18 protein-coding genes are annotated in these 17,047 nt (G+C 68.8%); 1 reads left to right on the forward strand and 17 read right to left on the reverse strand.

The annotated features are described in order from the left end of the window. Window positions 1–295: 295 nt before the first annotated feature. The 4 genes from ACZ7GZ_RS35985 to ACZ7GZ_RS36000 form a co-directional block, all read right to left on the reverse strand. A complete protein-coding gene (locus ACZ7GZ_RS35985; protein ID WP_471030944.1) occupies window positions 296–1,390 on the reverse strand; it encodes a DUF4238 domain-containing protein in 1,095 nt (364 codons plus the stop codon). Between the two features lie 277 nt (window positions 1,391–1,667). Beyond that, window positions 1,668–1,949: a hypothetical protein gene (locus tag ACZ7GZ_RS35990; RefSeq protein WP_471030946.1), complete on the reverse strand. Its 282-nt coding sequence runs from the start codon at window positions 1,947–1,949 to the stop codon at window positions 1,668–1,670. A 481-nt stretch (window positions 1,950–2,430) separates the two neighbouring features. Further along, window positions 2,431–4,509, reverse strand: coding sequence for a hypothetical protein (locus ACZ7GZ_RS35995; protein ID WP_471030947.1), 2,079 nt, complete (start codon window positions 4,507–4,509; stop codon window positions 2,431–2,433). Next, the gene (locus ACZ7GZ_RS36000) at window positions 4,506–4,943 is read right to left on the reverse strand and encodes a hypothetical protein (protein WP_137207577.1); all 438 of its coding nucleotides are present in this window, start codon (window positions 4,941–4,943) and stop codon (window positions 4,506–4,508) included. Before ACZ7GZ_RS36000 ends, ACZ7GZ_RS35995 begins: the two co-directional genes overlap by 4 nt. A 680-nt stretch (window positions 4,944–5,623) precedes the next feature. Here ACZ7GZ_RS36000 and ACZ7GZ_RS36005 point away from each other — a divergent pair. After that, on the forward strand, window positions 5,624–6,667 hold the full coding sequence (locus ACZ7GZ_RS36005) for a phosphotransferase (RefSeq protein WP_471030950.1): 1,044 nt from the start codon (window positions 5,624–5,626) through the stop codon (window positions 6,665–6,667). Here the strand turns inward: ACZ7GZ_RS36005 and ACZ7GZ_RS36010 are convergent. The 13 genes from ACZ7GZ_RS36010 to ACZ7GZ_RS36070 all read right to left on the reverse strand — a co-directional run bounded on the left by ACZ7GZ_RS36010 (window position 6,637) and on the right by ACZ7GZ_RS36070 (window position 17,041). Further along, on the reverse strand, window positions 6,637–7,698 hold the full coding sequence (locus ACZ7GZ_RS36010; protein ID WP_471030953.1) for a glycosyltransferase family 4 protein: 1,062 nt from the start codon (window positions 7,696–7,698) through the stop codon (window positions 6,637–6,639). The genes ACZ7GZ_RS36005 and ACZ7GZ_RS36010 overlap by 31 nt on opposite strands. Before the next feature lie 7 nt (window positions 7,699–7,705). Next, on the reverse strand, window positions 7,706–8,320 hold the full coding sequence (locus ACZ7GZ_RS36015) for a hypothetical protein (RefSeq protein WP_388327475.1): 615 nt from the start codon (window positions 8,318–8,320) through the stop codon (window positions 7,706–7,708). After that, entirely contained in the window at window positions 8,317–9,195 is an 879-nt protein-coding gene (locus ACZ7GZ_RS36020) for a PIG-L deacetylase family protein (RefSeq protein WP_471030954.1), read from the reverse strand. The genes ACZ7GZ_RS36015 and ACZ7GZ_RS36020 overlap by 4 nt, the downstream gene beginning before the upstream one ends. A gap of 14 nt (window positions 9,196–9,209) precedes the next feature. After that, window positions 9,210–9,941: a glycosyltransferase gene (locus tag ACZ7GZ_RS36025; protein WP_471030955.1), complete on the reverse strand. Its 732-nt coding sequence runs from the start codon at window positions 9,939–9,941 to the stop codon at window positions 9,210–9,212. Continuing rightward, window positions 9,938–10,819, reverse strand: coding sequence for a phosphotransferase family protein (locus ACZ7GZ_RS36030; RefSeq protein WP_471030957.1), 882 nt, complete (start codon window positions 10,817–10,819; stop codon window positions 9,938–9,940). The genes ACZ7GZ_RS36025 and ACZ7GZ_RS36030 overlap by 4 nt, the downstream gene beginning before the upstream one ends. Beyond that, window positions 10,816–11,703, reverse strand: a complete 888-nt coding sequence (locus tag ACZ7GZ_RS36035) for a glycosyltransferase family 8 protein (RefSeq protein ID WP_471030960.1) — start codon at window positions 11,701–11,703, stop codon at window positions 10,816–10,818. The genes ACZ7GZ_RS36030 and ACZ7GZ_RS36035 overlap by 4 nt, the downstream gene beginning before the upstream one ends. 104 nt (window positions 11,704–11,807) lie before the next feature. Next, the gene (locus ACZ7GZ_RS36040; RefSeq protein ID WP_471030962.1) at window positions 11,808–12,011 is read right to left on the reverse strand and encodes a hypothetical protein; all 204 of its coding nucleotides are present in this window, start codon (window positions 12,009–12,011) and stop codon (window positions 11,808–11,810) included. Further along, window positions 12,011–12,217: a hypothetical protein gene (locus ACZ7GZ_RS36045; protein WP_471030965.1), complete on the reverse strand. Its 207-nt coding sequence runs from the start codon at window positions 12,215–12,217 to the stop codon at window positions 12,011–12,013. The genes ACZ7GZ_RS36040 and ACZ7GZ_RS36045 overlap by 1 nt, the downstream gene beginning before the upstream one ends. Beyond that, window positions 12,214–12,657 carry a recombinase family protein gene (locus tag ACZ7GZ_RS36050; RefSeq protein WP_471030968.1) on the reverse strand — a complete coding sequence of 148 codons (444 nt, stop codon included), beginning with the start codon at window positions 12,655–12,657 and terminating at the stop codon, window positions 12,214–12,216. The genes ACZ7GZ_RS36045 and ACZ7GZ_RS36050 overlap by 4 nt, the downstream gene beginning before the upstream one ends. 188 nt (window positions 12,658–12,845) lie before the next feature. Then, window positions 12,846–14,048 carry a helix-turn-helix domain-containing protein gene (locus ACZ7GZ_RS36055; protein ID WP_471030970.1) on the reverse strand — a complete coding sequence of 401 codons (1,203 nt, stop codon included), beginning with the start codon at window positions 14,046–14,048 and terminating at the stop codon, window positions 12,846–12,848. A 106-nt stretch (window positions 14,049–14,154) separates the two neighbouring features. Then, window positions 14,155–14,817 (reverse strand): HAD-IA family hydrolase, encoded by a 663-nt coding sequence (locus ACZ7GZ_RS36060; protein WP_471030972.1) that lies wholly within the window; start codon window positions 14,815–14,817, stop codon window positions 14,155–14,157. A gap of 375 nt (window positions 14,818–15,192) precedes the next feature. Next, window positions 15,193–15,651, reverse strand: a complete 459-nt coding sequence (locus ACZ7GZ_RS36065) for a plasmid mobilization protein (RefSeq protein WP_471030975.1) — start codon at window positions 15,649–15,651, stop codon at window positions 15,193–15,195. Window positions 15,652–16,351: 700 nt separating this feature from the next. Then, entirely contained in the window at window positions 16,352–17,041 is a 690-nt protein-coding gene (locus ACZ7GZ_RS36070) for a zinc finger domain-containing protein (protein WP_471030977.1), read from the reverse strand. Window positions 17,042–17,047: the final 6 nt, after the last annotated feature.

The following is a 17,047-nucleotide window of genomic DNA, read 5'->3' on the forward strand; positions in this document are numbered from 1 at the left end:
ACCCGCACCCTCTACGACGAGGCCACCGCGTGGTCACACCACGCAACCCTCGCCGGAGCCGCTTGACATCCCTACGCCATGGGATGTCTGACCTGGGCATACGTGCTCTGGCGTGGGGCCCGGGAGGGCAGGATCGCACCGTTATTGACCGTGGTTTACCGGTCTTATGGGCACGCTGTGGGCACGCCGTCGGGTCGAGGTGCAGAGGGCCCCTCTTGGCGGCTGACGAGCGGCCGAGCTCTGAAAGCGAGCGTTCGCCGGGAGGCCGCCGTTGCGGAAGCACATGGAGGAGGGCTCAGCGGCGGCCGAACAACTCGGGGCGGAGATGGCTCGGAGCGACTCCCGCGATACGGGCTTGCTCGGGGTGGACACCGCCGAGGCGATAGAGCGGGCCGACTTCGGGGAGAGGGTCCGCGAGGAGATGTCGGTCATCAGGATGAGCGAAGGCCGTGAAGTACGCCTGGGCCAGCATGCGCTCGTTGACCTCCTCCGCTGCTTCGTGGCTCTCTTCCGGGGTGATCCGGAGGTGCGAGGGCCTGGCGGCGGCAGGGTGACTGAAGACCAGTAGGGTGCGCCGGCCCACAGGCATGACGATCTCATCGACTCTGGCCAGCCCTCGGTTCCGGGTGCTCTGGACCTGGATGAGGGTCCTGGTCTGCCGGATCTCTCGCTGTCCCCGGCGCCGACGACTCCGGGTCCGCCGACGCGCCTGCGGGATCACGGAGTCAGGTTTGTCCTCTTCATCGTCGAAGGTGACGATGGGCTCGTCGCAGGTGAGCAGCGCGCCATCGGTCAGCTCGATCACGGTCAGCGGTCTGCTGAGCATGTGCTCGGCGAGAGGCTCGGCCAGCTTGCCCATAAGGCTCACATGCTCGTTGGGGTGGCTGGTGACTTCCAGGGTCCTGAAGTTGCGGAGCATGTCCCGGTAGGCAATGACCTCTCGGCGCCCGGCGCCGACGGGGTCGTTCAGCTGCATAACGCGGACGTAGAAGTCCGACATGAGCTCGATCTCGCGGCGCTTGCGGAGCCCGCGGACGTATTGGAAGGCGATGAAGACGCAGAGGTCAGTCTTGTCCTCGGGCGTGATCGGTCGTCCCCAGGTCACGGCCGAGGTCACGCGGCGCAGCGCGCTCGCAGCGTTGCCCTCGACCTTCTGCAGCACCTGCTCCATGCGCCCGTCCGGCTCACCGTGGATGTTCTGGAACGTGTAGAAGTCCCTGATGGCCAGGTCACTTTCCTTGCGAAGCCCGGGTACGGGCGATCGGCGATCGCGGACCCACAGTTGATTCTGGGAGTTGGCGAACCTGCGCAGGTAGAAGGCGGGCACCGTGTGGTGCCGTGCTCCCACCTGCTGGCTCGGATCAGCGTTCTCCAGATCCCACTCGTCCATCCCACGAGCCTCGCACGAGGTACTGACATCGGGTACTGCGTTGTTTCACCCCTCCCTCGTGCCGTCAGGAAAGTGGCCGTGCCGCCGGTAAGCCACTTCGTCGGGATGGAGACGAATGCGGCTGCGCCGCCAAGCAGTGTCGAAGGAGACGGTCCGCCGACTGGCCCGGACCAGGCGCCAGGCGTGCCAACTGGTCCTCGGCGAGAGGACCCAGCGCCAGACGGTCGTGCTCATTGGCAGCTTCCGCGGTCGTCAGCTGTTCCCGGCCCTGGTCCGCTCATGAGCCGTTCTCCGGAGCAGATGGGCCTGGATGCCCATTGACCAGGGCTTCTGCTTTCGCCGCGTGATCGGGGCGCTTCGCGTGGCGCATGCCGGCGGCGAGGACCTCGTAGACCATGCGCCTTTGCGGTGGGTCCTGGAAGCTGTCGAGGAATTCCCGGATCACTTCGAGGGCCGCGTACTCGACAGTGCGCTCGGCTTCGGGGCGGTATTGGGAGAAGGCTTCAGTGATCTTGCGGAGGGTTTCCGGGCTCGGGAGGTTCGTCGGGTTGCTGCTCAAGCCACCGTACGAGCAGCGCGGCAGGGTGGGTGAGCTCCTCAGCTATGGCTTCGGTGGTCTGCCGACGGAGAAGGTCGGTCACCGCCTGGCGGCGCTGTGCGGCGAGCAACGATCTGACGGCCGCCTGATCGTCAGGAAGCAGCTCCAGGGTGAGCACGGCCTCGTATTCGACGGGTGGCTCGGTGGCCAGCGACCGTCTGCGAGCGAGGTGGCGTCCGCACGTGTCTCGTGCGGTGGCGAGGTCAGCGGGATCGCACTTGTGTGAAACGTCGGATGCCGCCTCGCGCAGGGTGGCCCTGATGGCTGCGGCGAGGTCGTCCGTCCTCTCTGAGTACGGGGGTTCGGTGATGACGGTGGCGGTGATCCGGGCAGTGAAGCCGATGCCCGGAACCTTGCTGGGCAGGCGGACCTCGAAGCGGGATAAGCGGCGCCGCAGCATTCGCCGCATGCGGCGCCGTGACCATCGGGAAAGAGTCACGGCTCAGGGCTCCGCGGTTTCAGAGCCGGTGGGTGGCGTTTCGGTGAGGATCGGCAGGTGGAGGTCTTTGCGGAGGGCGATGACGGGCTCGTCGTACTGGACGCCGGGCTCTCCGAAGACGAGGGCCGTCACCGGGCTGGTGTAGAGGTGCTCGGTGATGACTTGGCGGAGGATGTCGGTGACGAGATCGCGGGGGACCAGGCCCTCGGCTCGGACGCGTGCCCAGGCGACCATCAGGTCACGGCACTGGTTGGCGACACGGATGTCGGCCAGCGCGGCGTGCCAGCCCCGCAGAATGGCGGCCCTCACCCCAGGCGTGCGGCTCGCGGCTTCCATCAGCACCTGAAGGACGTATGCGTCGTCCTGCGGGTCGAGCAGGGAGAGGAAGGCGCGGTGGCCGGCCAGGTGACCATGCTGTGTGGCCCACTTGATGACTGTTTCCCACACCCGGGACAGCTGGCCTGGCTGGACGGCCATGGCACGCACGGCCGTCTCCGCTGCTCGTACGGCGGTATCCGGTTCCGGGCGGTCGAGGATGTGCCGCAGGCGCACGAGAGTCTGACGTGGGTAGTGGGTGGCGAACTCTCCCTGGCAGACGAGGGCGACGACCTTAGCCACACGTTCCTCGTCCGACTGGGCCCAGTCCAGCAGTTTTGTACGCACCTTCGCACCGAGAGCGTCGGCCAGGGCGGCCCTGGTGAAGACTCCGGCGATTAGCGCTTCGTGCTGGGTGGTTGTGTTGCCGTTGCCGATCCAGGTGCGGATCTGGTCGATGATCCTCACGTCGTTCTCGGTGATGGCCAGCTCAACGAGCAGATCACTGATGACCGCCAGCCGGGAAGCACCGGGTTCGCCAGGTGCGGTGATGGTGTCGAGCCACTTGAGCAGGTGCATGTGGATGTCTGGGCGCTGTTGCCAGAGGTGGTTCAGCACAGCCTGGGCGTAGCCGGGTTTGTGGTCGAACGTGGCGTGACGACCATCCACTTCGGCACCGACTGCGCGAAGCCGAGTGGAGAGGTCGGGGCCCGTGAGAATGGCCTCCACGTCGTTCTGTGGTCCCTTGCCCAGCAGGCGCCGAGAGGCATCTTGGGTGGCGACGGCTTCGCTGCCGCTCAGGAAGATTGTCGCGACCAGCAAGGCGCGGTCGGCGGGACCCGTCTCCTTGAAGACCGTGTTCACCTCTGTGCGCCACTGCTGGAAGGCGGACAGTGCTGTGTTCAGTCCCTCAGTGGAGTCCTCGGCCTGGGCGAGGTCGCCGGCCAGCCTCGCGGCGGCAGCGGGTGCGGAGGATTCTGTCAGCAGGTGTGCTGCCTGGCCCACCATGCCCGTACCGTCGGGCCTGAGGGTGGTGTTGAGCCAGCGGATGCGCTCAGGCTTGCGGTAAAGGAACTCAAGGTGTTTCTCGGCTACCCGATGCGGGGCGGGCCTGCTCTTTGCCCGGACGACGACCCGGCCCAGCGTTCCGGACGCTCCCTCGGGCCAGGAGTGCTCGTCTGCGATGACGACGAGGTAGGAGCCGATCCGCCGAAGCCTCTCGCCGTGCGTCACCAGCGCCTGAGCGACCTCGGCTGGCTGTTCCCAGCCGCTGATCTCCGCTGCGACGTCCAGTAGAAAGGCCGTGCCCGGCTGATCTGGCAGGGAGCCGATGTCCGGTGTCTCCGGCCTGTCCCAGTCCGGGCTGATGGCTTTGAGCGGAAGCGGCTCACCGTCGGTATTTCGCTCGGAGCGGGACACCTGCCACAGGGCCCTGATGCCGGCGGTGCGCTTGCCGTAGCCGACGGCTCCTGAGATCACTGCCAGTGCTGGTCCGTCCGACGTCAGCAGGGATACCGCGTCGCTGGCCGTCATGACGGTACCGCCGCTGTGATCCGTGTCCACCCACGCCCTGCTCACGACGTCCAGCTCGACCTGGGGGATGTCGGCAACGGTCAGACGCTGCTTGTCCACCATGGTGACATCGCCGCCGGCAATGATGATCTGCGATCTCTCCACGCTGTGGACGTCGACGTTCATCCTCGCCCGTTCGGGAGAGGCCGACGGCAGCGGTGGTGCGGTCGGGGGTACCTCGTTCAGGTCGCTCACTTCTTGCCCTCCGGCATGCCGTAGGAGAAGTCGCCGGCGGTGGCTGAGCCTCCCGCGATGACCACCTGGCTGCCGGTGTTGTGGTGCACGCTCACGCGCCCCCAGACCTCGTCGGCCTCGTCGGACCGGTCCACCAGGCTTTTGAGCTCAGCTGCCGCGTCGGGGTTCTTCTGCAGGAACGCGGCTAGCTGGATCATCAACTCCTGCTCCAAGGTCTGCGTGATGCCGGCACGCTCGCTGTCGGGGCTACCGACCAGCCGATCATGTGCGGCGTCCAGCAGACGCAACTCCTGCTCGGCCGTCTCCTCGCCACCCCTGCGGAATAGCCGGGCCATCGCTGCACGGACGGTCTCCCAGCTGCTCTTGGCCATCTCGGCCACCAACACCGCGGCCCCACCGGTGGCCACCTGCATGACGTTCAGTGCATCACCCATGATCAATTCCCCCCTGATGCTCTGGATTAGCGACATATGCCAGCACAGCGTGCGGAGATCATCAGACGGCCTCAATCGAAATGCATTGCCTCGTCTAGAAACGATTGATGGGAAAACAGGCAGAATCGAGTCAGCTAGGACGGCGGACGCATCTCCTCCGTATCTGCAGGCGGGGTAGATGTCCTGGTTGTGACGGTGGCTACTCCATTCGGGCGACGGGTTTACCAGCCAGAGTGGGAGGGCGCCGTGGGATCGCAATTTGGCGGATTTGCGCCTCTTCGGCGCCGCGCCGTCCCGTCAGGGGAATGCAAACCTCAGACCACTGACCTGCTCCCCCACCCGGCCGCCAAACGGCGCGCCTGCCACGTCGCCTGAGGTGCGAGCACCCGGCGCACGGGTGGGAACCGTACGTGGCGCGGTGCCAGCCGAAGTCCTGCCTGCGGGGACGGCTTCATTGTCCGGGGAAGAGTCGGGGCTGCCTGCGGCGCGCGATGTTGTGTCCGCCACCTGCGAATGTCGCGACACAGTCGGCCTCTGCGAAGTCGATCAGCCCAGTGATCGCCGAAAGGAGTGACTGAGGGCGGCATTGTTGACGACGGGGTGGAAGCGCCCAGGAAGTGTGGCAGGCACCCAGGTGATCGTTGTGCTCAGATGGGGCGTGCTCGCGTATCGTCCGTGGGGTGATTGATGCCACCGTGGCAGCCAGCAGCGACATCCCCGACAGTGCGCTCTCAGAGTTGATCGATGCCTTCGATCTCGGAGGCGTGCGGGAGCGTCGCTATCTCGCCGATGGGCTGATGAATGCGAACTGGAGGCTGGACACGCTGGCCGGGCAGTTCGCTTTGAAGCGGGTCACGGATGTCTCGCCGGAGCGGTTGCAGCGCAATCTCCGGGTGCTGGCGGCCCTCGCCGCCGACGGAGTCCCGGTGAGTGCCGCAGTACCCACGGCCTCGGGGTCGCTGGTGGCGCAGGTCGGAGGTGGCGCCTGGTGCCTGTTCCCGTGGGTGGCCGGCTCACATGTCCGAGGTGTCGACCTCAGCCCGGCCCTGGTGAGTGCGCTGGGCGCGCACCTGGGGCGCCTGCACGTGAGCCTGAGCAGGGCTTGTGGCCGAGGGATGCTGCCAGGGGTGCCCGAAACGATCATCGCGGACATCACCTCGCCGGAGCGAGCGGTGGAGAAGGCCGAGCGGCTGTCCGTAGCCGTACGCGACAAGGGCACCGGCAGCGACTTCGACCAAGCAGCCGCTGCTGCCTTGGACCACCGGAAGGCCCTCATCTTCAAGCACGCCGATCACCGTCCGCGATCTACGACACCTCAGGGTGACCACGGGTGGACGCATGGCGACGTGCAGTACCGCAATCTGCTCTGGGAAGACGGGGCACTTGCCGCCGTCCTGGACTGGGACCGGATCGCGGTGCGCCCGTACGCGGAAGAGGTCGTACGGACGGCGCAGGTGCAGTTTGGAGTGGGCGGGGTGTTCGACCTGGCGCGGGTGTCTGCCTTCGTCGGCGGGTATCGGTCGGTGGTGCCGCTGGAGCCGTCTGCGCTGGTGGACGGTGCTCGTCGGCTGTGGTGGAAGCGGATGACGGACTTCTGGCAGCTGGAGTTCCACTACGACCGCGGTGACTTCTCCTTCGATGAGCTGTTCACCGCGGACGAGGCGCTGCTGCACTGGTGGACTGACCGGCTGGATCAGGTCGAGGACGCGTTCGCCGCAGGGTAGATCCCGAGGCGTTCGAGGTCCGGCAGGCGGGGGCGGGTGAATGCCATCGCTCGTCGCCGCGCCTGCTCCCCCAGGGTGTGGTGGTCAGCGGTGCGTATGGCCTGCGCCCACTCTTCCACGCCGGCCTCGGCGGGAAGCACGATGCCCGCGTCGCCTATGGCTTCCGGGATGCCGCCCCGGTCGCTGCCGACGCTCGGAGTCCCGTGCAGCGCGGCTTCGATGATGACGCGGGGGAAGGCGTCTCCCACCGCGGACGGCACGAGCAGGAGGCGGTGGCTGCGGTAGAGGGGACTCATGTCGTAGACCCTGGGCACATAGGTCACGTTGGGGTAGCCGGCGAACTGCTCGGCGGTGTTCCACCAGCCTTCGACCAGAGTGAAGTGCTGTTCGGGAATGCGACGGATCAGCTGGTGCAGGAGGTCGGCGCCTTTCGGCGGGATCGGGTTGACCATGAGCACGGCATCGGTTCGCCCACGCCGGTGGTGCCCCGGCTCCGGCAGTGTGAAGGGCGGGTACAGGACGGACAGCCGCGTGCCGTCGGTCGGAGGCGCTTGCCGGAGAACGAATTCGGAGACGGCCAGACCATGGTGAGGGCTGCCGGAGAGGACCCCGAGTCCCGTCTTGGAGATCGAGTGCAGGATTCCTGCGACGAGGGCGGCGGGCCGGGCTTGAGCGGCGATGTCGGCCGCGCCTTCCTGTGAGGTGAACACCACATCCGGTCGTGCCTGGGTCAGCAGGCTCCGGAGAGCTGTCGTGATCCTCTGCTGCGGTACGGCGAGGCAGTCCACTCCGTTCCAGCTGTAGCGCAGCTCCTCCTGGGATTCCTCGTACGCGGTGTCGTGCTCGTCCAGGCAGGTCCGCATCTGGGCGGTCTGTGGGGCCTGGTCCCAGGGCGCTTGGTAGGAGCCGAGGTAGATGATGCGCCATCCGGCTGCCGCGAGTTCCTCGGCGAGGAGTTGCTGGGTGACCTCGGCTCCGCCGATGAGGAACGGCGGTGGGGTGCGTCGCCACGCGAAGAGGGCTGTGGGCATGAGTCGGTCACCTGGTCCAGTACGTGACGAGGGCCTCCACCGCATGCGCGACCGCATCGGGATTGGTGTCGGCGGGGATGACGGTCACTTCCCTCGACACGGGTGGCTGCCCTGCGGAGACGAAGTAGTCCCGAGCGTGGGCGAGGAACGCCGGCTCGTGAAGGAAGTACTCGGACTCGGCCGCCGTGTGCCCGGCCGCCTTGCGTCGCAGGGCCAGCTCTTCGGCCGGCACGTCGAGGTAGAGGGTGTGGTGGGGGCGCAGGAAAGGAAGCTCCTGGAGGCGGTCGCGCAGACGGTGGTGGACGTCGTAGCCGAACAGGGCGTCCAGCGCGTGGGCGTGGGCCAGGAGGGTGTCCACCGAACGGTCCAGGAGGACGACGGGCTTGGCGCTGACGAGTGCCTTGCGCACGCGAGCGCCTTCGATGCCCATGAATGTCTCGAATGCGGCGAGCTGTTCGGCTGCGGATGCGGTGCGGGCGGGCGGGATGTCGGCGCGGCGGTCGATGTGCTGGACGTAGCAGTCCGAGACGAAGGCCCGCTCCTCGATGCCGCGCGTGCGCAGGTGGCCAATGACGGTGGACTTCCCGGCGTACGACGGGCCTTCGAGCGCGATGATCTTCATAGAGACTCCGTCCGGTAGAAGCGTTCCGCGAACATCCCCGTGCCGCTCAGGAGGTCGGCCGCCGTGGTCCATGCGTGCCGGATCGGCCGGTACATCTTCCGGGCAGGGTGCATCTGAGAGCCGTGCATGTGCAGCACCGTGACCTTGTCGAGCACGACGTCGGTGATGTCGACCAGCTCGGGTACGAGGGCGTGGCCGGTACGTGCTCGGAAGAGGTGCTGGTCGCAGTCGGCCAGGGCGTAGGTGGCCCAGAACGCGAGGTCTTCCCAGAACCAGCGGCATCCGAGTCGTACTGCTGCCGCGTGCACGAGGAGATGGTCGGGGTGGCGGGTGACGGCGGCCGGGGCGAGGAGTTCGGCGCCGGGGTGGGCTTCGACGATCTCGCGGAGTTCGTCCGTGATCCGGTCCAGGCGGTCCTGGTCGAAGGGCTGGTACGGGGGCTCGGCGTCCTTGTGGCCGAGGAGGATCCGGTCGGCGGCCAAGGGTGCCAGGGCAGCCGCGCCTTCCCGGCTGCGCAGGTCGGATACGACGGTCTCGGTGCCGTAGGTGTCCTCCAGGGCCGGGTGGACGCTGGTCGAGCGGGTGAACACCGTGGCCACGGTGAGCGGCCGGGGATGGCTCAGGAGGGTTCCGGAGGCGGACAGGGCGAAGTCGTCGTGGTGCGGTTCGATGGCGAGCACCGGGCGTCCGGCCGGGCGCCGCATCTCGATGAAGTAGCGGTGCCCGCTGTGCGGCGCCCTGAGCTCGATGATCTGGCGGTCCTGCGCGCGGTGGCGTTCGGACAGGTGCTCGGTCCACTGCTGGTGGGCGTGCATGAGGTCGTCGGGGAAGGTGTAGATCCCTTCCGCATCCGGTACGGGCAGCGTCACGGTCATGGCGGGCTCCGGGGTCATCGGACGGTGGTCTGGTACCAGTGGCGCCACATCCGCGGGGAGTTGAGCCGCAGCCGGGCGGTGACGGGGTTCTGCCACCACAGCATCCGGAGGCTGGACCACTGGTCGTAACGGCGAGTGGAGGGGCGTACGCGCAGCTCGTCGAGGATCACAACCGGTGCGTTCTTGATGCGGCCGTGGGCCGTCAGACGGTGGAAGAACTCGACGTCCTCGCTCATGAACAGGTCGTCGCGGTATCCGCCGACTGCGTGGAAGGCCGCTGCGGTGGCGAACTGGGCGACGCCCTGTGCGCCGCCGTGGTTGGTGCGGTAGTGGTCCCAGTAGGCGCACAGCAGTCGTGCGCCGAGCCGCTTGGGTGTGTAGAGGGGTGGGATGGCCCCGCCGGCGGCGCCGTTGTCCATGGCGGTGGCCGCGGCGGTGATCGCCTCCATAGGCAGGGCGACGTCGGCGTCCGTGAAGAAGAGCCTGCGGCCTTCGGCGGCAGCCGCGCCGGTGTTGCGTACCCGGCCGATGTTGCGGACGGTCTCGCTGATCACTCGGACGCCGTAGGAGGCGGCCATGTCGGCGGTGGCGTCGGTGGAGGCGTTGTCCACCACGATCACCTCTCCTCGTTCGCCGCTCGTCTCCTGCCATCGTTCGAGGGAGGCGAGGACGGTGGGGAGGTAGCGGGGCAGGTAGGTGGCTTCGTTGTGGGCTGGAATGACCACCGTCAGTCCAGGGCTGGTCATCGAGGTGTCCCTTCGCTGCGTAGCGTGCGGAAGAGGTGCGGCGTCTGTCGGGTCAGGTCGGTCAGGCGGTCCGACCACAAACGGCGGCTGGTACCGGGCGAGGCGTGGACCCAGCAGCGGGCGGTGTGAACGACCACCCAGGCCGAGAGCCGGGTGTTGTCCAGGGGCGCCGCGTAGGCGTCGAGCAGCGTGCGGCGGTCCCATGGGGCGTGAGCCGCGGTCATGACGAGGGCGTGGGCGACGTCTGCCTCCCGCCGGCCCGGCGCGGCATCGGTGAAGTCGACCAGGTAGCGCGTGCCGCGCGGGCGGGAGAGGACGACGTTTTCGAAGTGGATGTCGCCGTGGCACCACACGCTGGGTGCTCGCTCCGGCGTGTCGGCGATGACGGCGAGGGCGGGGCCGATCCGGTTCAGCAGGTCGGGTGGGCAGCGGCGGGCCAGGGAGGAGACCGAGTCGAAGAACGGGCGGCGGGGCACCGTCTGCTCGACCTGTGCTCGGTGCAGGCGAGCGAGAAGGCCACCGAGGTCTTTGAGGGCTTGGGCATGGGGGATGTGACCGGAGCGCACGGCGGCACCCAGGGTGTATCCGCCGAGGTCAGAGGTGATGAGCGCGGTGGCCCCCTCGCTGGAGATGGTGCCGCTGCCGAGCACCTGCGGGACAGGCACAGCGACACCAGCTGCACGGATGGCGGCGGCCTCGGTCAGCGCGTTGCGGCGAGCAGTGTGGTCGTACAGCTTCACGATCGCGCTGCGGCCGTCGCGGAGGCCGACCCGGAACACGGCCGTCCGGGAGGCCGCCGACAAGCGCTCCGCGGTCCGGGCGGGTGTTCCGAGCAGGGTGCTGCACGCGCGGGCGACCATCGCGGGCGGCGCGCTCATCGAAGCCCCGCCGGCTCGGGATGGGCGGCGCCCAGCGCGCGGACGTGCCGCAGGGTCCGCTTCAGGACAGTGCGGTACTCCCGCACGTCGTCCGTATCGGAACAGTCCGCCTGCCAAGGTTTCTCCGGACCGACGAAGTGGATGAGGCGGGCGGACGGGTCCGGTCGTAGGGGGCGGGTGACGACGCGGCGTACCCAGTCGCCGCGTTCGAGGTACCGGCCCACCTCGAACCGGTTGTACGCGGCGTCGACCGCCCGCACGCGGCCGGCGTGGAGGAGCCACAGGTTCAGGGCGTCTTGGTCGTTGTGGAGGATGTGCTGCCGATGTCTGACCAGGGCCTGCTCGACACCGTGGCGGATACGCGGCAGATCGGCGGTGTGAGCCCACAGGAGACCGGCGTTGTAGTAGGGGCGGTCCCTCAGACGCGGCCAGCGTTCCGCGGCGCCCGGTAGGGCGGGACAGCGGCCGACTGCCGGGTTGAACTCGTCGCGTACGGCGCCGACCTCGCCGGGGCGGAGAGCGTCGAGCGGGGCGGTCAGGTCGCCGCGGACCAGGACGTCGGCGTCCACGTAGATCAGGTACGGGCGGCCGACGAACTCGGGAGCGAACTCGAAGCGCAGATAGGTGGTGACCGTGATGTACGAGGTGTCCGCCATCCGCGCGGAGCGCAGCGGGGAGCGGCGGGCCAGGGCAAAGGAGCCGAAGCCGACCCGTTTGGCGAGGTGGGCCAGGAGCTGCACCTGGGGCGCTCCGAGGTCGAAGGTGAGGAAGCGCAGCGCTGCCGCCTTGCGGGCGCGGGGGCTGAGGCTGTCCGCCAGGGAAGTGATCGTGGCGAGGCCGGGGGTGAGGTAGTGCCGGTCGATGCAGATGCCGAATGCGTACACGGCGGGTCCGCCTTCCGGGCGTGGTCTGGGAAAGTGATCTGGTGATGAGCTGTGAGCCGTCAGCGCCCGCCCAGCGGCTGAGCTGGCAGCGAAGCGCAGGGGGGCTAGAACGCGCGGTCGGCCTCGTCCGGGCTGGCGTCCGGTTGGCTGACCGTCGGCCGCTGGCCGGCGGCGAGGTCCTGATGGTCGTTGGTGATCAGCGTGCCGAGCGTGACTGCGGCAGCGAGGTGGCCGGTGAACCACACACCGACGCAGAACCGCTCGACGGAATCGACGGCCCCGCCACGGGCCTTGTGGCGGCTGCGCATCAGGTGGTCTTCTCTCGGCTCAGGCGGTCTGCGCGCGTCTCGATGACGTCGAGGGTGCCGGGCTCGTCCGTCTCCCACTCAGTCGTGGGGCTGCCCGACTCCGGACGCAGGACCCAGTCGGTGCCCTGCCTGATGTCGGTGACGATGGCGCGACGTCCGTCAGCGTCCGAGACCAGGTCACCGACCTCCGCCCGTGCCCGGGTCACGAGGCGGCTCCCGGCACGAGGTCTCCCCACAGCCACCAGCCCGAGGAGGCTTCGAGCAAGATGCGGCGGCGTTCGTGCTGCCCCGGCGTCTGGCGGGCCGGCGGCGACGTCGCCTCGGCGAGGAAGCCGCCCCGGTCACGGATGAGGACGCCGAGCGCAGCGAACTGACCGGCGTCTTCGGCGAGGTGGGTGATTCCAGCGACGACGATGCCGCGGATCAGACCGGAGGACAGTGCGCTCGTGACGGCAGCCCAAGCCGGGCGGGCGTCCAAGGGCGTGCTCGGGTCGTCATCGGACCAGGTGCCGGCCACATGCCAGTGCCGGGCGTCAGCGTAATGGCGTGCACGCCGCTCGGCCTCGCGGATAGCGGCCGACTCGGCCGCACAGGAGTAGACGGCGACCGGCACGTGCCCGATGCCGCCGGATGGGGATTTCGGCATGCGCTCAGCGTGCTGTCGATCCTGTGCGCGGGACAGGCACGGCTCGTGGCGGCGCCAGCAAGTCGTGTGGCGATGGGCTGCCATGTCCCGTGCTGCTGCGCTGTCGTCCTGCGGCAGGACTGCCATGGAGCATGGCAGTGGGCCTGATGGCGGCTTCCGGGGCTGCTACGGGGCGTGGCGGTGGGCAGTCAGCGGACGGCGAAGGGAACACCGGCTGCGTGGGCGAGCCCGCGGAGCCGCGCGACGGACACGCCGACGAGGCGAGAGATGATCACTCCGGGCAGCATTTGGTGCCGTACCCACCCCGGCGCCATGCCGCAGACCTTTTCCAGGGTGCCGGCAGCCTGGTCCCACCGACGGCACTCCACGTGCGTCAACGCCACGTCGAGGCCGTACCGGGCCCGAGTGGCGAGGGGCACCGTGTCGTCCAGTCGGATCGTGTCCATGAGTCGGAGCGCACCGCCGGTGTCGCCGAGGGCTACGGCGATGCTCATCGCCTGGGTGGCGGCGTAGAGCGGTCCGAAGGGTTGGGCATGCCGCCCACGAGCATGCTCCGCGCCGAGGCGGGCGCCAACTGCGTGCGCCTGGGAGAGGTACTCCCGCGCAGTGTCCGGCGCAGAGCCACCCCGGGATGCCGCCACAGCAGCGTTCGTGACGAGCTGCCCGTACACCGACAGCCGGTCAGGATCATGCTCGGACATCTTCGGCTCGATCCGGTCGGCCTGCGCGGCGGCGAGCGCGAAGCCCTGCGCGGTCCGCCCGTCGCGGAGATTCACCCAAGCCGTGGTGGCGGCGAGGTGGGCATCCCGCAGATCGTCGCCGGCCTGCACGGCGATCTGCCGGCCGTAAGTGAGCGCCGCATAGGCCAGGTCCCGCGAACCCCACACGTTCGCAGCCATCCCGGCAGTCTGGAAGACATCGGCCAGGACGCCGGCCGCTGCCTCCCGCTCGTCGGTGTCCGCCGCGTCGTATCGGGCGCGGGCTTCGGGCAGCAAGGCGCCCAGAAGCGCACCGAGTTCGGTGTAGCGGCCCGCCCAGTAGGCCGCGTCAGCGCGCCGAACGACACCACGGAGTTCTTCGACGGTGCCCGGCTCGGTGCCGGTGGGGATGCCGATGGCGGCATCGTGCGTGGCTGCGGACAGCGTGCGCAGCGCTGCCCGCTCGTCGCGGTCCATGGAGCGGCGGGGCGCTTGCTGGCCGAGGAGCACGGCGATGTCAGTCCCGAGTGCGGAGGCGATGGACAGAAGCGAAGGAAGGGAAGCGGTGCCGCCGCGTTCCAGCTTCCGCACGACACCCACGGAGACGTTGGCTGCTTCCGCCAACTGCTCCTGCGTCATGGCACCGCGCAGCGTCTTGAGCCGTTCAGCGGTGCTGTACTCGGACCACTGCATGGCAGCAACTCCTCCCCGACCGGCCAGGCACGGACCGTACCCACTGCTTTACGACCGACAACACCCATGGGCACCGTCGGCACAGTGAGTTGGCTGGAAGTCGCCGCTAGACGGAAAGCGCGGCGCTCACTCCGAGCAATGCCTCAAGCTCGGCCACCGTTGCGGCTTCATCCGTCGCGAGGACGGTCGTGATGCCCAGGGCCTCGGCCGGTGGCAGATTCCGAGGGTGGTCATCGACGAACACGCACGCCTGAGCAGGAAGCCCGAGACGCTCCAACGTCAGCTCATAGATGGCAGGGTCGGGCTTTGCGATGCGGACCTGCTCGGAGATGACGTGCACATTGAATAGGTCCCAAATTCCTGCTTGTTCGTACGGGTTGAAGGGATCCGTGCCGAAGCTGTTCGACAGGAGGGCGAGACGGTACCCTGCGCCCTTGGCAGCTCGGGCGAGCGCGGCCATGCGCCGAGCCGGGGGCACCGCGGCCCAGGCGCGTCCCATCAGGTTGTCCGGCGCGACATGCGCACCGAGAAGGGCTGCGGTGCGCTTGTTCCACTCTTCCTGGCCGATCTCACCGATCTCCAGTGCCGTGTAAAGCCGTCGGCCTTCAGGGTCGTCGTTGAGGGTGGCGCGCCACGCTTCTGGGGGAAGCCCTTCCGACTCGCACCAGGCGCGGTGCACGGCGAGCGGATTGGCAGTCAGCACCCCGGCGAAGTCCAGGATGAGCCCGTGCTTGGCTTGGCGGTCCGCGGTCTCCACGGGCTGTGGCATGCTGCGTGCTCCCTCTCGCTCGGCCTCACATAGACGCTACCGCGCGACGGCCGCACGGATGCCGTACAAGCCGCAGGGCTTGGACGGCGCGTGGGCCCCGCTTCGGGCGGCTTGCAGAGGGGCGCACTCAGCACTGCCGGACTCCGGCATGGTCGCCACCACTGCGTGGTACTACTGGTGACCGTGCAGCACATAACCCGTGCGTGCGACCGGAAGCACGCGGACTCGGCCCTGGCGTTTTGCGTTGGCCCTTGGCCGCGAGTTCCTCGGGATGCCGTGACAAATGGGACTCAGGGCAGGCGGACGGAAGCCAGCTCGGCGTCGGAGGTGATCAGCACGACGAGTCTGGGCACCGTTTTGAGTCGCGACGGCGGTTCAGTCCCTGGACCGGCTGTGCTGGACGTTGGTCTCCTGGCTTCGGCCGATGAGCTGGTCTGTGGCGAGCTGCACGCGCTGAACAGCCTGCTTGGTCACTGCGAGCACGGCGTCGAGTTCTGGTGTCCGGCCACCGGAGTTGAGCACGCGGGCGACCTGGTTGAGATTGTTGCCGACCTGCCCGAGATGTCGACGTGCCAAGAACAGCTCCGTGATCAGGTCGCGGTCGGCTGCGATCACGCCGGCGGTCCGGTCCAGGTCGAGGGCGGCTGCGAGCGCTGACCGGGCGAGGAAGCCGGAGACGGTCAGACCGGCGGCCTGGGCGCCAGCCGTGATGCGGGCGAGTTCATCGTCGCCAAGGCGCGTGGTACGAACATGGGGGCGCTGGCGACGACGGTACGGGCGGCGACGGATCGGGGGTTGCGTCAGAGCGGCGGGCTCATCGGTCGCGGCCACCACCCCCTGTTCACGCACCTCATGCTGCGATCCGCCCTCGGTCGCAGCCTCCTCGCCTGGCGTTCCCCGCCGCCGGGCGGTTCCCTGCCAGGTGGGGGGTGGGGTCCCCTTGGATACTCCGCCTGCGGTGGAGTATCCAAGGGGATAACTTGCTCCGGCTGAGGTCGGCATTGCGTTCGTCTCATGCCGGGGGACGGGGCTTTCGAAGTGCTGGTTGTGCACGTGCGGTACTCCGTGGGGATGTGGGAAGAGAGGTGCCGCCGCGTCACGAGCGCAGGGCGTCGTTCCACGCGGGTAAAAGGCGGGACGGCGACCGGGGTAGGGGCCCAGCTGTTCTCGGCCGACCACTGGGGACGGTCCGTGACTTGCGGGGACTGGTCCCCGAAGCGATGTCGTCCACGGTCCCCAAGGGAACGAGTCGTATGTGGGGACCGGTCCCCGTGGTTGGGGACCGTTGCGGGGACCGGCCTCATAGCGCCCGGAGCAGGGATTTCTCAGGGGACCGGTCCCATCGCTGCCCCTGCTGGTCCCCGGGGGAGCGGTCGTTGCGGTCCCCCGGCTGCGGTGGGCTCGGTCCCCGATGCGCGGTCCCGCATGGTGTTCGTCGGGACGGTCCCCACCTGCCGCGCACGGCTTGTCGGGGACCGCCGGGTATCGGACTGCGGGGGCAGCGGCGGTGAGGAGCGAGGCATGTTGGAGTGCGTCAGGCAGCCTGCTGCGGGTCCAGCCGGGCAGCGGAGAGGTCGACGCGCGAGGGATGGGGCGTGGCGCGTACCTCATTGCCTCGGGCGGTGCCGTCAGGGCCCAGGCGCCGTTGACGGCACGGGTCGCCTGCGCGGGCGTGGCACCACGCGCAGCGGACGCTGAGCACGTCCGGGCGCCCGTCGGCGACGGCGGCTTCGCGTGCAGAACGGGTTGGCCGGTAGCGGGCCAGCTCGGCGCGGACGGCCGGCGGGATGCACGATCCGATGGTGCGCAGGCGGGCCTCGATGGCCGGGCGAGAGTCACCGCTGGTGATCTGTCGGTACGTCGCGGGTGCGGTCTGCCCGATGGCGACGGCGTGCCGGGTGCCGAGCAGTTCGGCACGCCAGGCGGCTGGATCGTCCGGATCGGCGACCGGCGTGGGGTCGGTGTGCCGGTCGCGGCGGTCGCGTCGGTGGGCGCGCCGCGCACGGGCGACATCCACCGGCAGGATCGGGTACGGGAAGCCGAGGATGTGGGCTCGTATCAGCTCGCGGACGTCCCAGCCGTGGGCGGTGGAGAAGGGTACGTCGTGCCGCAGTTCGTGCCACTGGGCAATCTGGTCACGGGCTTCGCGCGTGCCGCTGCGGGTGATCCGGGGGGCGAGGCGGCCGATGTAGGCGAGGATGGCGGCGATTTCGCGTCGGTCCAAGGGCGG

The sequence above is a fragment of the Streptomyces sp. NPDC037288 genome, from assembly GCF_055603265.1.

Excerpts from the sequence above, each read along its gene's own strand:
- ACZ7GZ_RS36020 (WP_471030954.1), bottom strand. The coding sequence starts at position 9,195 with ATGACCGTGACGCTGCCCGTACCGGATGCGGAAGGGATCTACACCTTC.
- ACZ7GZ_RS35985 (WP_471030944.1), bottom strand. The coding sequence starts at position 1,390 with ATGGACGAGTGGGATCTGGAGAACGCTGATCCGAGCCAGCAGGTGGGA.
- ACZ7GZ_RS36050 (WP_471030968.1), bottom strand. The coding sequence starts at position 12,657 with ATGCCGAAATCCCCATCCGGCGGCATCGGGCACGTGCCGGTCGCCGTC.
- ACZ7GZ_RS36040 (WP_471030962.1), bottom strand. The coding sequence starts at position 12,011 with ATGCGCAGCCGCCACAAGGCCCGTGGCGGGGCCGTCGATTCCGTCGAG.
- ACZ7GZ_RS36025 (WP_471030955.1), bottom strand. The coding sequence starts at position 9,941 with ATGACCAGCCCTGGACTGACGGTGGTCATTCCAGCCCACAACGAAGCC.
- ACZ7GZ_RS36055 (WP_471030970.1), bottom strand. The coding sequence starts at position 14,048 with ATGCAGTGGTCCGAGTACAGCACCGCTGAACGGCTCAAGACGCTGCGC.
- ACZ7GZ_RS36060 (WP_471030972.1), bottom strand. The coding sequence starts at position 14,817 with ATGCCACAGCCCGTGGAGACCGCGGACCGCCAAGCCAAGCACGGGCTC.
- ACZ7GZ_RS36010 (WP_471030953.1), bottom strand. The coding sequence starts at position 7,698 with ATGCCCACAGCCCTCTTCGCGTGGCGACGCACCCCACCGCCGTTCCTC.
- ACZ7GZ_RS36030 (WP_471030957.1), bottom strand. The coding sequence starts at position 10,819 with ATGAGCGCGCCGCCCGCGATGGTCGCCCGCGCGTGCAGCACCCTGCTC.
- ACZ7GZ_RS36000 (WP_137207577.1), bottom strand. The coding sequence starts at position 4,943 with ATGGGTGATGCACTGAACGTCATGCAGGTGGCCACCGGTGGGGCCGCG.
- ACZ7GZ_RS36015 (WP_388327475.1), bottom strand. The coding sequence starts at position 8,320 with ATGAAGATCATCGCGCTCGAAGGCCCGTCGTACGCCGGGAAGTCCACC.